The sequence below is a fragment of the Silvibacterium acidisoli genome (genome assembly GCA_022870745.1).
In the GTDB taxonomy this organism is placed as follows: domain Bacteria; phylum Acidobacteriota; class Terriglobia; order Terriglobales; family Acidobacteriaceae; genus Silvibacterium.
In genome coordinates, this window is sequence record CP085323.1 from 2,627,486 (window position 1) to 2,641,448 (window position 13,963).

Annotated in this window: 14 protein-coding genes; 8 read left to right on the top strand and 6 right to left on the bottom strand. The window is 59.9% G+C overall.

The genetic code is table 11. From position 1 onward, the window contains the following. The first annotated feature begins 14 nt into the window (after positions 1 to 14). On the top strand, positions 15 to 554 hold the full coding sequence (locus LJD29_RS11015; protein ID WP_446745808.1) for a hypothetical protein: 540 nt from the start codon (positions 15 to 17) through the stop codon (positions 552 to 554). 5 nt (positions 555 to 559) lie between these two features. Here the strand turns inward: LJD29_RS11015 and LJD29_RS11020 are convergent, their stop codons facing one another. From LJD29_RS11020 to LJD29_RS11035, 4 genes are all read right to left on the bottom strand, one after another. Continuing rightward, positions 560 to 1,801 carry a vWA domain-containing protein gene (locus LJD29_RS11020; RefSeq protein ID WP_446745809.1) on the bottom strand — a complete coding sequence of 414 codons (1,242 nt, stop codon included), beginning with the start codon at positions 1,799 to 1,801 and terminating at the stop codon, positions 560 to 562. A 2-nt stretch (positions 1,802 to 1,803) separates the two neighbouring features. Then, on the bottom strand, positions 1,804 to 3,327 hold the full coding sequence (locus LJD29_RS11025) for a sigma 54-interacting transcriptional regulator (RefSeq protein WP_446745810.1): 1,524 nt from the start codon (positions 3,325 to 3,327) through the stop codon (positions 1,804 to 1,806). A 72-nt stretch (positions 3,328 to 3,399) separates the two neighbouring features. Further along, entirely contained in the window at positions 3,400 to 3,999 is a 600-nt protein-coding gene (locus tag LJD29_RS11030; RefSeq protein ID WP_446745811.1) for an LON peptidase substrate-binding domain-containing protein, read from the bottom strand. An 83-nt stretch (positions 4,000 to 4,082) separates the two neighbouring features. Next, entirely contained in the window at positions 4,083 to 4,400 is a 318-nt protein-coding gene (locus LJD29_RS11035; RefSeq protein WP_446745812.1) for a tetratricopeptide repeat protein, read from the bottom strand. Between the two features lie 177 nt (positions 4,401 to 4,577). Between LJD29_RS11035 and LJD29_RS11040 the strand changes: the two genes are divergently transcribed. Then, positions 4,578 to 5,030 carry an acyl-CoA thioesterase gene (locus LJD29_RS11040; RefSeq protein ID WP_446745896.1) on the top strand — a complete coding sequence of 151 codons (453 nt, stop codon included), beginning with the start codon at positions 4,578 to 4,580 and terminating at the stop codon, positions 5,028 to 5,030. 46 nt (positions 5,031 to 5,076) lie between these two features. Then, entirely contained in the window at positions 5,077 to 5,907 is an 831-nt protein-coding gene (locus tag LJD29_RS11045) for an Mrp/NBP35 family ATP-binding protein (protein ID WP_446745813.1), read from the top strand. A 225-nt stretch (positions 5,908 to 6,132) separates the two neighbouring features. Here the strand turns inward: LJD29_RS11045 and LJD29_RS11050 are convergent, their stop codons facing one another. Beyond that, the gene (locus LJD29_RS11050) at positions 6,133 to 6,606 is read right to left on the bottom strand and encodes a GNAT family N-acetyltransferase (protein ID WP_446745814.1); all 474 of its coding nucleotides are present in this window, start codon (positions 6,604 to 6,606) and stop codon (positions 6,133 to 6,135) included. 109 nt (positions 6,607 to 6,715) lie between these two features. Next, the gene (locus LJD29_RS11055; RefSeq protein WP_446745815.1) at positions 6,716 to 8,335 is read right to left on the bottom strand and encodes a S41 family peptidase; all 1,620 of its coding nucleotides are present in this window, start codon (positions 8,333 to 8,335) and stop codon (positions 6,716 to 6,718) included. Between the two features lie 257 nt (positions 8,336 to 8,592). On the opposite strand from LJD29_RS11055, the gene LJD29_RS11060 reads away from it, so the two are divergent. From LJD29_RS11060 to def, 5 genes are all read left to right on the top strand, one after another. Then, a complete protein-coding gene (locus LJD29_RS11060; RefSeq protein WP_446745816.1) occupies positions 8,593 to 10,458 on the top strand; it encodes a peptidylprolyl isomerase in 1,866 nt (621 codons plus the stop codon). A gap of 4 nt (positions 10,459 to 10,462) precedes the next feature. Continuing rightward, positions 10,463 to 11,473: a 3'-5' exoribonuclease YhaM family protein gene (locus LJD29_RS11065; protein ID WP_446745817.1), complete on the top strand. Its 1,011-nt coding sequence runs from the start codon at positions 10,463 to 10,465 to the stop codon at positions 11,471 to 11,473. A 14-nt stretch (positions 11,474 to 11,487) separates the two neighbouring features. Then, the gene (locus LJD29_RS11070; RefSeq protein WP_446745818.1) at positions 11,488 to 11,871 is read left to right on the top strand and encodes an EVE domain-containing protein; all 384 of its coding nucleotides are present in this window, start codon (positions 11,488 to 11,490) and stop codon (positions 11,869 to 11,871) included. A 383-nt stretch (positions 11,872 to 12,254) separates the two neighbouring features. Beyond that, positions 12,255 to 13,436, top strand: coding sequence for a chorismate synthase (aroC, locus tag LJD29_RS11075; RefSeq protein WP_446745819.1), 1,182 nt, complete (start codon positions 12,255 to 12,257; stop codon positions 13,434 to 13,436). A gap of 2 nt (positions 13,437 to 13,438) precedes the next feature. Continuing rightward, the gene (gene def, locus LJD29_RS11080) at positions 13,439 to 13,948 is read left to right on the top strand and encodes a peptide deformylase (protein ID WP_446745820.1); all 510 of its coding nucleotides are present in this window, start codon (positions 13,439 to 13,441) and stop codon (positions 13,946 to 13,948) included. The last annotated feature ends 15 nt before the right edge of the window (positions 13,949 to 13,963 follow it).

Below are 13,963 nucleotides of genomic sequence, written 5' to 3' on the forward strand. Positions count from 1 at the left end.
GAATGCAGGAAAACATGTTGATGATTACAGGTATCGCCGGCGCTGAAAACTGCGCCGCAGTGCTGGCCAAGCAGTTCAACATGACGGTGGAAACCGCCGCTGACCGTCAGGAGGGACTGGCGGCGCTTCTCCGCAAGTCGTTCACCCTGGTTGTGATCGACGACTCACTCATTGAGCCGAGCAACGAAGGCGGCGACGTGCTGCTTCGCAACGCAGGGCTGGCCATTCCGTTGGAGATCAACTTCGCGATCTCGGGTTGCGGCCGCCTGGTCCGGGAGGTCCGTTCGGCATTGCATCGCCGCACTCATGAGCAGTCGGTTGCGGCAAAGGCGGTGGCGGCTTCCATGCAGAGCGACATGCGGGACATGATCACCGGCCTCGTCCTTCATGCGCAGCTGGCGCTGGGCGACCCGGCGGTTTCTCCGCAGCTGGCGGAAAAACTGCGAACAATCTCCGATCTCGCTGGAAAGCTACGGGGCAAGCTCGATCAGCCGCCATCTCTTCCGGCCGCCATGCACGCACGGCAGGGCATCCCGCCGGTTCACATCGTCTGATTTCGTCAGTGGATGGTTCGGCTGCGGCGCTGCATGTAGTCCATCAGGAGATATTCGCCGAGCTTGTCCGGGCTGGTGAAGTAGGCTTTGCCCCGGCACATCTCCGTGACCTGGTGTACAAACTGCACCAGGCCTGGGTCGGAGGCCAGCATGAAGGTGTTGATCATCACGTTCGAACGTTTGCAGCGGGCGACCTCTTCTAGCGTCTCGCTCACCACCAGCGGATCGAGTCCGAAAGCATTTTTGTAGATGCGGCCGTCCGGCAGCGTGAGTGCCGAGGGCTTGCCGTCGGTAATCATCACGATCTGCTTCATGTCCTTGCGCTGCGCCCGCAGGATGCGCTGAGCCACGCGCAATCCTTCGCGCGTATTGGTGTGGTACGGTCCCACCTTCGCTCGCGCCAGCTGGGAGATAGGCATCTCTTCGGCGGAATCGTGGAAGAGCACCAGGGAAAGTGTGTCGCCGGGAAACTGGGTGCGCAGCAGATGCGACAGCGCCATTGCCACGCGCTTGGCGGGCGTGAAGCGGTCCTCGCCATACAGAATCATCGAGTGCGAGCAGTCGAGCATCACCACCGTTGCGCAGGAGCTCTGGAACTCGCATTGCTGCACCTGTAGATCACGGTATTCGATGTTCAGCGGAAGCGTAAGTCCCTCGCGGGAAATCGCCGACGTCAGCGTCGCTACCGGGTCGAGGTTCATCACGTCGCCAAATTCGTAGGGACGCGAAGCGCCGATAGTTTCGATTCCTGTAGCCCAGTGGCGCGTATCGTGCCGCCCCTGGCTGGCGCGGCCCATGGAGCCAAGCAGGTCGCGCAGCGTTCTGTAGCCGAGAAAGTCGAGGCTCTTGTCCGTCACCTCAAAGCGAGCCTGCTGTGCCGTGCCCTGACCCGCCTGTCCGGAAGTCTCCGACACTTCACCCATACTCTGCGAAGGCATGCCGCTGGAGATGTAATTCTCGTTCTCCATGCGTTCGAGAATCTTGTCGATCAGCTCATCGAGCTTGCCATCTTCTGACATAGCATCGATGGCATCCTGCATCTGCTCGTCAAACAGATTGCCCGATTCAAGCGCCCGTCGCAGCGCCTCGCGCAGGTCGTCGAGCGTGTGATCGAGATCCTGGTAGTCGGAGAGCGGGTCGCGGAAGCCCGAGTCGAGCAGGTAATCGGAGAGAGCCTGGATGAGGTCATCCATGTTCATCTCCGACGCGAGATCGCCCTTGTATTTGGTATACCGGACCCGTTTCATAGCTAGTTCAATCCGCCTCTGCGGGAACGACGCGACTGCCAGGCTTCGTATTCGTCTTCGGCCTGCACACGTTCGCGCTCCTGCCGTGGATTCTGTTGACGCTTCTGCGCAACGAAGGCGCGCTCTTCACTGCGGCTGAGCCGCCGGTGCGAACACATCCCTTCAAGCAGAAACTCCGACGCTGCGACGATTGCCTCCGGAGCATCGCTGTTCTTGATGCCCAGCGGAGAAAGCTTTTCGAACAATCCCTGGATCTGCTTCAGCTCCGCAAGCGTCTCCTTCGCGGCAACGCTGTCTTCTACCTTGGTCGTGCCGCCCAGGTTGAACCACTGCTCAATCTGCTGCGTATTCGTCTCGCCGAAGTACTGATCGTAGACCTTGCCGATCGCGGTGCGGACAACATCCTTTACCACCGTGTCTGCGCCGCGCATCTCGCCCTCGTACTCCAGCTCGAGCTTGCCGGTAATGCCGGGCAGCGCCGCGTAAAGATCGCCGACGCGGGGGACGACAAGCTTCTCGCCATGCAGCAGCGCGCGCCTCTCCGCGTTTGAGATCACCAGCTCCATCGTTGAGATAGGCAGGCGCTGGCTCACGCCGCTGCGCTTGTCCACGCGCTTGTCTTCGCGGGCCGTGAAGGCAACCTGTTCCACAATTTCGCGGATGTAGTGCGGGACCTCGATCTTTGTCAGCCCGCGCTCCGTCCACGCTTCCTGCGCAGTGATGGCAAGGCCTTCCTCAATGTTCTCGGCGTAGTGGGTGCGAATCTCTGAGCCGATGCGGTCCTTGAGTGGCGTAACAATCTTGCCGCGTGCCGTGTAGTCTTCCGGGTTCGCGCTGAAGACCAGCGCGACGTCTAACTCCAAACGCACCGGATAGCCCTTGATCTGTACATCACCCTCTTGAAGGATGTTGAAGAGCGCCACCTGGATCTTTCCCGCAAGATCGGGCAGTTCGTTGATCGCGAAGATGCCGCGGTTGGCGCGTGGCAGCAGCCCGTAGTGCATGGTCAGTTCGCTGGCAAGGTCTTCGCCTCCGCGTGCCGCCTTGATCGGGTCAAGATCGCCAATCAGATCAGCCACGGTTACATCCGGCGTTGCCAGCTTTTCGATATAGCGCTCATCGCGCGTCATGTAGGCGATTGGCGTGGCATCGCCCTTTGCCGCAACCAGGTCGTGGCTCCACTTGCTGAGTGGCCTGTAAGGATTGTCGCGAATCTCGGAGCCGGCAACGTAAGGGACGAATTCGTCGAGCAGGGAGGTCAGCGCGCGCAGAATGCGGCTCTTTGCCTGCCCGCGCAGGCCGAGCAGGATAAAGTTCTGCTTCGAAAGCAGTGCATTTACTACCTGTGGGATAACGGTATCTTCGTAGCCGATCACGCCAGGAAAGATCGTCTCGCGCTTCTGCAGCCGCTCGATCAGGTTTTCGCGCAGCTCATCCTTCACCGTGCGCGCAGCCATCCGCGACTCAGGGAAGTCCTTACTGTTGCGGAGTTCGCCGAGTGTCTTCGGCAGATGTCGAGTCGCCATTCTTCCTCCCGAGGGTTATCTCTTAAAAGAGTAGACGATTGCCAGGGCCGAAACGATTCCGCGTCTAAGGAGCTACATCACGTGTCCCGAGGATTTCACAGGCAGGCGTGTACTGCCGCGAAGTTTGGGCAGGATCGCCTCGTAGAAATCGCAGAGATACTCCGTCCGCAGCGCGTCGGAACGTGCACTCAGGAGTTGCTGGCGGAAGCCTAGGTCCGATGGCAGGGAGGAGGCGAGTTCAAAGGAGATGGGCCGGTCTAGGCTGAGATGCGCCGCGGGCATCTCCATTCCGGCAAGTTCCATGGTTTCAAAGTGGAGCGCTGCGCACTCTTCGCGACGGTTGCGCGCGGCCTCATCGCCCTCGTCGCTGAAGAACTCCACTTCAGCCTGCAGAAAAGTACGGTCTTCTTCGAGCGACTCGATCTCGAACCGTTCTTCGCCATGGCAGAGAATATCCATGCGGCCGTCGTCGTAGCGTTCCAGCACCTGCGTGATGCGCGCCGAACAGCCGATCACGGCAAGGCCTTCGGCGTGCTGTCTTACAACACCAAACGCCTGCCCGGTCTTGATGCATTCACTGATCATCTCCTTATAGCGATCTTCGAAGATGTGGAGCGGCAGAGTGGCTCCCGGAAAAAGAACAAGGTCCAAAGGAAACAGGGGGATCTTCATCACTTCGTCATTATGCGCGCAATATCTTGTCAGATGGGCCTGATTCCGCCGCCTCTTTGCGCGAGGTCAAAACCTGGAATTCGTCAGATGCCGAGTTCCAGGTCGTCCAGCATCGCTTGCATCTCGCTCAAAGCATGCTGGTTACCGGTACGGCGTGCGCTGGCTATACCCAGTGCCAGCCGGGCCTTGGCCTCTTCCGTGCGCTCCACCTTGGCTAGGGTCTGGGCAGCCATGAAATAGCCCGCGGTGTAGTCCGGATGCGCGGTCGCCAGGGTATCGAATTCGGTCAGGGCATTCTCCACTTCACCGCGTCCGGCATACTCCATGGCCAGCCCGTAGCGGGCAAAAGCATCATTGGGGTTCATGCCCAGAATTTCCTTCAGCATCGCAATCTTGTCCATGCGGCTATTGTCGTTGAAACGGCGAAAATTTGCGTAATTGCCACCGATTGCCCACACTAAAAGAACTGTCCCAAACGCGCAGCGAAGCAGTTCGAATCAGGCAATGTGGAGGGAAAACGCGTGGAAGCTGGCGGTAACGTAGTCAAGGTGCGCACCCCCGCCGAATCGCGGTCAGAGATGACCGAACTGATTCTGCCCAACGACACCAATACGCTCGGAAACCTGCTGGGCGGGCGTCTCATGCACTTCATCGATCTGGTCGCGGCCATGGCTGCCTATCGCCACTCCCGCACCCATGTCGTCACCGCCTCAATGGATCACATCGATTTCATCGCCCCGGTGCATGTCGGCGATTTCCTTATCCTCAAGTCCTGCGTGAATCGCGCCTTCAATACATCGATGGAAGTTGGCGTGACCGTCTGGGTAGAGAATCCCATCGCAGGCGTGAACCGTCACGTGGCCTCTGCTTATCTAACGTTTGTAGCCGTCGACGCCCAGGGGCGAAAGGTTCCCGTGCCCCGGCTTGAGCCGGAGACCGATGAAGAGAAGCAGCACTACGAAGACGCCGGCCGCCGCCGCGATCAACACCGTGAAGAGTCGGGCCGCCGGCAGGGCGCAAAATCCATTTAGCTCGTTCCATTTGCCCGTTTATTTGAAAGACCAGGAGTAAGCAGTTATGGCACATTCCCACGTTCCGCAGGGCCCCACGGCGCTACCCGGCGTCGCCAATGTCGTCGCAATCGGTTCCGGTAAAGGCGGAGTCGGCAAGACCACTCTCACCGCCAACATTGCCGTCGCGCTCGCGCAACTCGGCTTCCGTGTTGGACTGATCGACGCCGACATCTACGGCCCGAACATTCCCCTGATGTTCGGCAGCACACAGCAGCCGAAGGTTCTGCCCAGCAACCAGATCGATCCAAACCTTGCACATGGCGTAAAGGTGATCTCGGTCGGCCTCATCTCCCCCGGGGACAAGCCGCTGGTCATGCGCGGACCCATGCTGCACCAGATCATCCGCCAGTTCCTGCAACAGGTGGAGTGGGGCGAGCTCGACTTCCTGCTCATCGACCTGCCGCCGGGCACCGGCGATGTCGTTATATCGCTGGTGCAGACCGTTCCGCTCACCGGAGCCGTCGTCGTCTCCACGCCTTCCGACGTCGCACTGCAGGACGCACGCAAGGCGCTCGAGATGTTCCACCAGGTGAACGTGCCCATCCTTGGCATCGTCGAGAACATGAGCCACTTCACCTGCCCGCACTGCCACCAGGAGATCGACATCTTCTCAAAGGGCGGAGCGGAGCGCACGGCGAAGCAGTTCAACCTGCCGTTCCTAGGCTCGATCGAGCTCGATCCCGAGATTCGTAACGGCGGCGATCGGGGCCTGCCCATCGCGCTCGCAGGCAAAGGCTCTCCCAAGGCTGCACCGTTCTACGAAATCGCCCGGCAGGTCGCCGAGCGAGCCCAGATGCAATCGGAAAAGCAGGAAGACGTCTTCGAAATCAGCTAAGCGACGTTGCCCCCTCAATTCAGGAGATTGTCATCCCGAACAAAGTGAGGGACCTGCATCAGGGCTTTCAACAGGCAAGACAAAGGGTGCCCCATCCATGACAGTTCCATCGTCATGGGTGGGATGCGAAGATCTCAATCAAGCGAACGAACAGGTAGCGTGGGGCTTCAGCCCCACGAATAAAAATCCAGCCAGAACGCGGCTTCAGCCGCTGAAGTCCAACCGTTACCGGTGCCCCAGCTCCTTAGTCATACAAATGAAATGACAAGGCTGCGAAACCGGCATCGAGTCCGCGGGAAATGTCTCCGTGCCGGTTACAACATATCCAAGCTTCGTATAGATCGTCGGTAATTCCGCACGCAGATTCACCAGCTTCAGGTCCATAAAATGAGCCCCGCGCTCGCGGGCAAACTCTTCCGCCGCACCCATCATGCGCGTGCCCAGCCCCGTCTTCTGCCGCGAAGGATCGACCGACAACAGTCCAAGATAAAAGCGTTCCCCATGCTCTTCGAGATAGATCGAAGCCGCCATGATGCCGTTCTCTTCAAAGAGCAGAAACCGCCCTTTCTCGAATAGCTCGCGCAACGTTACAGGATTCAACCTGTCTTCAAGCTTGAAAAACCGCTCCACCTGGAAGGCGGCGTTTGTGAGGGCGAGCAGTGCGGGGAGATCTTTTTCTTCGGCGAAACGAAAAGGCATAGCGTGAATCTACTCCAGTGAAATTTGTAACCGACATGCCGCGGCTTTGTCGAAGCGGCGGCCAAAAGTAATGGCGGGCCGAAGCCCGCCACTCTCTGCTGAAAACAAGTTACTGCGCAGCCGGACCGTTGTTGCGAGCCGTCTGCTTGGCCACGTTGCTCTTCACCGCATTCTGCTCAAGAGCGGCAGCCTGTGGCATGTAAGAGACCGCCTGCGCGATCATCGGATCCCATGCGGCGCGAATCCGCAGGCCCTGCAACTGGCCGAACTGCGACGTCATGATGTCCGCGGCAATGTTCGTCTTCACCCAGTCCATTACACCCGCCCCGTTGAAGTCCTGGTCGGTGTAAGCAATGTTCTGCTCGGTAAGGAACTGTTTGAACGCCTGCATCACCTGGTCATCTACCTGGAAGTTCTTCTCGACCGTGCGGTTCGCCAGGTAGTGCTTGGTGAAGTTGAAGAAAACATTATGGGCCGAAAGCAGGTCTTCGAAGTGATTCGACTTCGGGGTGTCGATCTTGTAATCCGGCGTAATTCCGCCGCCACCGTAGACGGTGCGGCCCGAGTCGGTCAGCTTGACTTCGCGGTCTTTCGTATCCTGCGGCTGATCGTGGTTGTAGTAGTAGTCGTATAGCGAAACGCCGTTGTAGTTGCGCTGGATCAGGCGGCCGCTCGGCGTGTAGTAGTGATAAGTCGTCAGCGCAAGACCGGTATTTTCCGACAGCGGATAAACCGTCTGCACCAGTCCCTTGCCGAAGGTGATTTCGCCCACGACGATGGCGCGGTCATGATCCTGCAGTGCGCCGGAGACGATCTCCGCCGCCGAAGCGGTTCCATGGTTCACCAGCACGATCACCGGGAAGTCGCGTCCGCCGTTGCCGTGCGTCGCACGGTAAATCTGCTCGGGATAGGCGCGTCCACGCTGCGAAACGATGATCTGTCCGCGGCTCAGCAGCTTGTCGCAGACCGCGACCGCCTCCGTCAGCAGGCCGCCGGGGTTGCCGCGCAGGTCGAGAACCAGGCCCTTGAGGTCTCCGAACGAATCCACCGCGTCGGAGAATTCCCGGCCGGTCGTCTCCTGGAACTGGGTGATGTGAACGTAACCGATTCCCGGCTTGATCTCATATTTCAGATCCACCGAGGGATGCGGAATCTCATCACGCACCAGGTCGAAGCTCAGCGGAGCGGATGAGCCCTCGCGGTTCACCGAAAGCTTCACATGCGTGCCACGCGGGCCCTTGAGCATGTTCGCCACTTCTTCGGAGTTCATGTTCGAGGTCGATTTGCCGTCGACCGACAGGATCACATCGCCCGGACGCAGCCCTGCCTTGAACGAAGGAGTGTTTTCATACGGATAGACCACGACAATTTTGTTGTTCTGCGGCTGGATCACCATGCCCACGCCGTAATATTTGCCGTGCTGGTCCTCACGCATCTTCGCGTAAGCCTTTGGATCGTAAAAGTTAGAGTGCGGATCGAGCGTGCGCAGCATTCCCGGAATGGCGCCGTCATAGATTGCGATATCCGGCTTATCGCCCGTCAGCGGCTCCGCATAGTTGTCGGCAACGATCTGGTAGACCGAACTGAACGATTTCAGGCTGTCGCGAAAGACCGATTCGTCGGTTGAAGACTGGGCGCCCACCCTCTGGCTGATAAACACGCCCGCAAATCCGCAGGCAACAAAGAACACCACGAGGGAGAACAAGGTACGGCGAAGACGGGAAGACATGCTGGATGCAATCCTTGCGGCTCCCGTCGTTGCCGGAAAAGAGTAAACGGGAACCCTTTATATAGGGTGAAGTATACACCGCGCGGCCTGGAAGAAGCTCCGGCAGGCCCAGCCGGCGCGGTACCGGAAGTCCCGCCGTTGGCATTCGTTGCAGCGGGTGTTTAGAATGACACCAGCGAACCCTCGGACTATTTTCGGAAGACGAAAAAGACGGCGGTCGTTTACCCGAGATGTTGATGCAGATGACCCTTCGATCCGTGAAATTTTCTTCAAAGCCTACCCGCGCCGCGCTTGCCGCCGGCCTTGCCGTTGCGATGTTGCCTGGTGCCTTCGGGCAGTCGGTCAAGCCGACGGAGCTTCCCGCTGATGCTACCCAGTCGCCCTACCAGGGCTCTGTGGTGGAGGACATCGTCGCCCGGGTCAACGATCAGGTCATCAGCAAGTCTGATTTCGCCCGTGCGGAACAGGATCTGGATGCTCAGGCCAAGCAGCAGCAGTGGACTCAGCAGCAGCTCTTCGAGCAGCGCCGCGAGCTCCTGCGCGACCTGATCGACCAGCAGCTCCTCATCTCGAAGGGCAAAGAGCTCGACATCAACGGAGAAACCGAGCTGGTAAAGCGCCTCGACGAGATGCGCAAGCAGAACCACCTCGATTCGATTGACGATCTGCAAAAGGCCGCTGAAGCCCAGGGCGTCTCCTGGGAAGACTTCAAAGCCAGCATCCGCAACCGCATCATTACGCAGGAAGTGATCCGCGACGAAGTCGGCCGTCACGTCAACGTCACCCCCAGCGAAGTTCAGAAGTATTACGACGATCATCAGCAGGAGTTCGAGCAGCCCGAGAAGGAAAAGCTGAGCGAAATCATGGTGACCACCGCGAACCCTGATGACGCCGCGCAGGTTGAAGCCGCCAAGAAGAAGGCGGACGATCTTTATTCGCAGCTCAAGAGCGGAGCGGATTTCGCAGCGCTGGCCAAGAGCTCTTCCGGCGGACCGACCGCCGCACAGGGTGGCGATCTCGGCGAGTGGGAAAAGGGCAAGCTCGGCAAGGTCTTCGAGGATCAGACATTCAATCTCCAGGCTGGCCAGTTCACCGAGCCGATCCGTACCAAGCAGGGCTTTGTCATCCTTAAGGTGGACAAGCACACGCCGGGCGGTGTGGCTCCTTTGAAGGATGTTGAGGCCCAGGTAGAGGACGCGGTCGGTATGGCGAAGATGAATCCCGCTCTCCGCGATTACCTCACCAAGGCTCGCGAAGACGCCTACATCGAGATTCGCAATGGTTACGAAGATTCCGGCGCCAGCCCGAACGAAATGCGTCCGGTCTACAGTGCATATCAGCCCCCGACGCCGAAGAAAAAGAAGAAGGTGCAGCGCACCCGCTTCCGTGGCGTGAAGAGAGGATCTGCAGGACCCTCGACGACCGAGACTGCACAGTCCGCACCGGCTCCCAGTGTTCCTTCGTTGGCTTCAGTGCCGCAGGGCGCCGCGCCGGCTGCGGCCGCCAGCACAACATCCACATCGGCTCCTGCTGCGGAACCAACGGGCAAGACCCGCTTGGCCAGCAAGTCCAAAACGACTACGCAGAAGGCTGGCAAGAAAGAAAAGATCCGCTTCGGTCAGGCTCCGCGTGAAACGCTGCCCTCGGCCGAGACGAAGACAGAAGATGCTTCCCCGCAGGACGCGGCAGGTGAGCAGGTCGCAGCCAGCAATGCTCCGTCCGACCTTCGCACCCTCAACCCGGATGGCACACCAGCCACTCCGGACGCGCAGGCTGCACCGAAGGAAAAGAAGCGCTTTCAGGATCGCCTGAAGCAGCCGAAGCAGAAGAAGGACAAGAACAAGGTTGATCCCTTCGCGCCGGCTCCCGAGACGACGGACGAAACCGCCGACCGCAGCCAGCAGACCAAGGCTCTCGGCCTCAACGGCGATACCTCCAAGGCCAAGAAGGTGAACCCGGCCAAGCTTGGACCGAAGCGCCGCATGACGGACCAGCCCAAGGACAATTCGACGACGCCGGATAACCAGCAGCAGCCTGCGCCGGCACCCTCGTCATCGGGTCCGTCCACTGACAACGGCACGCCTACGGCGCCTGCTCCGGCCTCGCCGACCTCCAACAACTAGCTCAATGAAAGAAATCTTCATTGCAGATCTGGCGAAGTACGACAACAGCTCGATAACCGGGTACTTCGCCGTCAGCTCCAAACAGGTCCGCACTAAGAAAGACACTACGCGTTACTTCGCGCTGACCTTCGCCGACCGCACCGGATCGATCGAAGCTCGCATGTGGGACACCGACGGAGCCGGCGAATTCAGCACCGGAGACGTCGTCAAGGTCCGCGGCCAGGTCAGCCGCTACCAGGAAAAACTCCAGATCAACGTCGACCGCATCCGCGCGGCCGAGCCCGGCGAATTCCAGCTTGGAGACTTCGTTCCCCAGACCGAGCGCAATGTAGACGAACTCTGGGCCGAGCTGAACGGCTACGTCTCCACTTTTACCGAGCCGCATCTGCAGGCGCTGGTACGGGCCTTCCTCGACGATCCCGAAATCGCGGCAGCCTTCCGCGAAGCTCCCGCAGCCAAGAGCATGCACCATGCCTGGATCGGCGGCCTGCTCGAGCACGTCGTCTCGCTGCTCGGCATCTGCGAGCTCTCCGCGAAGCATTATCCAGTCCATCGCGACCTGCTGCTGACCGGAGCCATCCTGCACGACATCGGCAAGCTCCACGAGCTGCGCTGGGGCACCAGCTTCGAATACACCGTCAGCGGACAGCTTCTCGGCCACATCACCATGGGCATCTCCATGATCGAGCGCAAGCTCGCCGCTCTCGAAGACTTCCCGCCAGAACTGCGTCTTCTGGTCGAGCACATGGTGCTCAGTCACCACGGCAAATACGAGTTCGGGTCTCCCAAGCTGCCCATGATCCCCGAGGCCATCCTGTTGCATTACCTCGACGACATGGACGCCAAGATGCAGACCGTCGCCAACGAGTTCGCGCGCAGCGCAGCCGCTGGACGCGGCCCTGGAGACGTAACCGACTGGGTGCGCTCCATGGATCGCCCGCTGCTCAACACCACGGCGTTTCTCGACAAGCACGCACAGAATCGTCCTCTTGAAGTCGCCGAACCAGAGGAATAATCCGGAGAAAGAACATGGCCGCCTACCTGCTCAAAACCGAACCTTCCGTCTACTCCTTCGCCGATCTCCAGCGCGATGGCGAAACCATCTGGGACGGCGTGACCAACCCCGCTGCCGTAAAGAATCTGCGCGAGATGAAGCCCGGATCGAAGCTGATCATCTACCATACCGGCGACGAAAAGACGGCAATGGGCACCGCCAAGGCGCTCTCCATCGACCCAACCGACCCCAAGGTGCCGCTCGTCCGCATCAAGGTAGGAAAGGCCATCAAGGCCCCCAAGAACCTCGCCCAGATCAAGGCCAGCCCGCTCTTCGCAAAGTCTCCGCTCGTCACGCTCGGCCGCCTCTCGGTAGTTCCGCTCACCGACGACGAATACACCTGGCTGGTAGAAGGCTAAGCTCGGTTCCAACGAACCCCATCCCGGCTTGGCTTGTCATTCCGAACAAAGTGGGAACCCGCTTTAAAGGATGCTCATTGAGAGATGAGCTTGTCTCAAGGCAAGAGCGTTTTCACCACAGGGGACACGGAGAGCACAGAGGAATCACGGTTGGAGCGAACGCCTCCAGCACCAGAAAATCCCTCTGTGCTCTCCGTGTCCTCCGTGGTAAATCAACAACTCCAAAGTAAGACCTGAAAAACTTTGCGGCCTTTCTGAGCGGAACTTGGCGCCCTTAGCGGTGAAGCCGTTCAAACACTAGACCACCCCCGAACCCCACCCCCGCGATTGATCTAAAATAAACAATTAGAAACAAACCCAAGAAAACGCAGGCTAAAGCACGTATGTTACGTTTTTCTACCGCAGGAGAGTCGCACGGCGAGAGCCTGATCGCGATGGTCTCCGGAATGCCCGCCGGCGTTCCCATCGACAACGCGAAGATCAACCGCGAGCTCTGGCGCCGCCAGCAGGGTTACGCCCGCGGCGGACGCATGCGCATCGAGCAGGACACCGCGCACTTTCTCTCCGGCGTCCGCCACGGCAAGACCATCGGCTCGCCCATCGCCATGGAGATCGCCAACCGCGACTGGAAGAACTGGACCGAGAGCCTGCCCGTCGAAACCGGCGACCCTGCGAAGCACAAGGCCGTAGCCTCTCCGCGCCCGGGCCACGCCGACCTCGCCGGAGCACTGAAGTACGATTTCCCCGACGCCCGCTACGTGCTCGAGCGCGCCTCCGCCCGCGAGACCGCGGCCCGCGTCGCCGCCGGAGCCGTCGCCAAGGCCCTGCTGCTTGAGTTGGGCATCGACGTCGCCAGCCACGTCACTCGCGTCGGCCGCGCCGAGCTCACACGCGAAGCCTCGTGGGAAGAGATCAGCAGGCTGCGCGACAAGGAAGAAGTCATGCTCGGCTGCGTCGACGAAGAGTCCGAAGCGCGCATGAAGGCCGAAGTGGACATCGCCCTGCGCACCGGCGACTCCATCGGCGGCATCTTTGAAGTGATTATTCACGGAGCGCCCGCCGGAATCGGCACGCACTCCAACTGGGACGAGCGCCTCGACGGCATTCTCGCCCAGGCCGTCATGTCGCTGCAGGCGGTGAAGGCCGTAGAGATTGGCCGTGGCGTGACCGCAGCGGAATCCCTCGGCTCGCAGGTTCACGATGCCATCGGCTACGCGGATTCGCTCGTAGACGGCGCACACACCCGCTTCACCCGCGAGCGCAACAATGCAGGCGGCATCGAGGGCGGTATCTCGAACGGCGAAGAGATCGTCGTTCGCGGCTACCTCAAGCCCATCTCCACGCTGCGCCGTCCGCTTGAGTCGGTCCGCTTCGATACCCGCGAGGTGACCAAGGCGGCCTACGAACGCAGCGACGTCTGCGTGGTTCCGGCCGCGGGAGTAGCAGCCGAAGCGATGGTCGCGCTGGCCTTCAGCCGTCTCCTGTTGGAAAAATTCGGTGGCGATTCGCTCCGCGAGCTCAAGCGCAATTTCGACAGCTATCTTGAGCAGATTCGGGCGTACTGACCATGGTGATGGAGATCGTCAAATACCCCGACCCGGTTCTCGAAAAAACAGCCGAGCCCGTCACCGAGTTCGACGACAAGCTGGCAAAGTTTGTCGATGACATGTTCGAGTCGATGTACGAGGCCAAGGGCATCGGCCTGGCCGCGCCTCAGGTAGGCGTGTCGAAGCGCATCACCGTGATCGATCTCAGCTTCAAGGAAGATCCCGAAGACAAGATCGTCCTCATCAATCCCGAGATCATAACCCGCGAAGGTAAGCAGTACGAGGAAGAAGGCTGCCTCAGCCTGCCCGACATTCGCGAGAAGGTAGCGCGCGCCGCCAAGGTCACCGTGCGCGCACAGGACGTAAAAGGCGAGTGGTTCGAGATGGATGGCGAAGAGCTACTGGCCCGCGCCTTCCAGCATGAAATCGATCACCTCGACGGCGTGCTCTTCTTCAAGCGGGTCAGCGGCCTCAAGCGCGACCTCATTCTGCGCCGCATCCGCAAGCTGATCAAGGCTGGCGACTGGTAGAACGGAAAAGGTAGG

Excerpts from the sequence above, each read along its gene's own strand:
- LJD29_RS11025 (WP_446745810.1), bottom strand. The coding sequence starts at position 3,327 with ATGGCGACTCGACATCTGCCGAAGACACTCGGCGAACTCCGCAACAGT.
- LJD29_RS11035 (WP_446745812.1), bottom strand. The coding sequence starts at position 4,400 with ATGGACAAGATTGCGATGCTGAAGGAAATTCTGGGCATGAACCCCAAT.
- LJD29_RS11045 (WP_446745813.1), top strand. The coding sequence starts at position 5,077 with ATGGCACATTCCCACGTTCCGCAGGGCCCCACGGCGCTACCCGGCGTC.
- def (WP_446745820.1), top strand. The coding sequence starts at position 13,439 with ATGGTGATGGAGATCGTCAAATACCCCGACCCGGTTCTCGAAAAAACA.
- LJD29_RS11030 (WP_446745811.1), bottom strand. The coding sequence starts at position 3,999 with ATGAAGATCCCCCTGTTTCCTTTGGACCTTGTTCTTTTTCCGGGAGCC.
- aroC (WP_446745819.1), top strand. The coding sequence starts at position 12,255 with ATGTTACGTTTTTCTACCGCAGGAGAGTCGCACGGCGAGAGCCTGATC.
- LJD29_RS11050 (WP_446745814.1), bottom strand. The coding sequence starts at position 6,606 with ATGCCTTTTCGTTTCGCCGAAGAAAAAGATCTCCCCGCACTGCTCGCC.
- LJD29_RS11040 (WP_446745896.1), top strand. The coding sequence starts at position 4,578 with ATGACCGAACTGATTCTGCCCAACGACACCAATACGCTCGGAAACCTG.
- LJD29_RS11065 (WP_446745817.1), top strand. The coding sequence starts at position 10,463 with ATGAAAGAAATCTTCATTGCAGATCTGGCGAAGTACGACAACAGCTCG.
- LJD29_RS11015 (WP_446745808.1), top strand. The coding sequence starts at position 15 with ATGTTGATGATTACAGGTATCGCCGGCGCTGAAAACTGCGCCGCAGTG.
- LJD29_RS11055 (WP_446745815.1), bottom strand. The coding sequence starts at position 8,335 with ATGTCTTCCCGTCTTCGCCGTACCTTGTTCTCCCTCGTGGTGTTCTTT.
- LJD29_RS11020 (WP_446745809.1), bottom strand. The coding sequence starts at position 1,801 with ATGAAACGGGTCCGGTATACCAAATACAAGGGCGATCTCGCGTCGGAG.
- LJD29_RS11070 (WP_446745818.1), top strand. The coding sequence starts at position 11,488 with ATGGCCGCCTACCTGCTCAAAACCGAACCTTCCGTCTACTCCTTCGCC.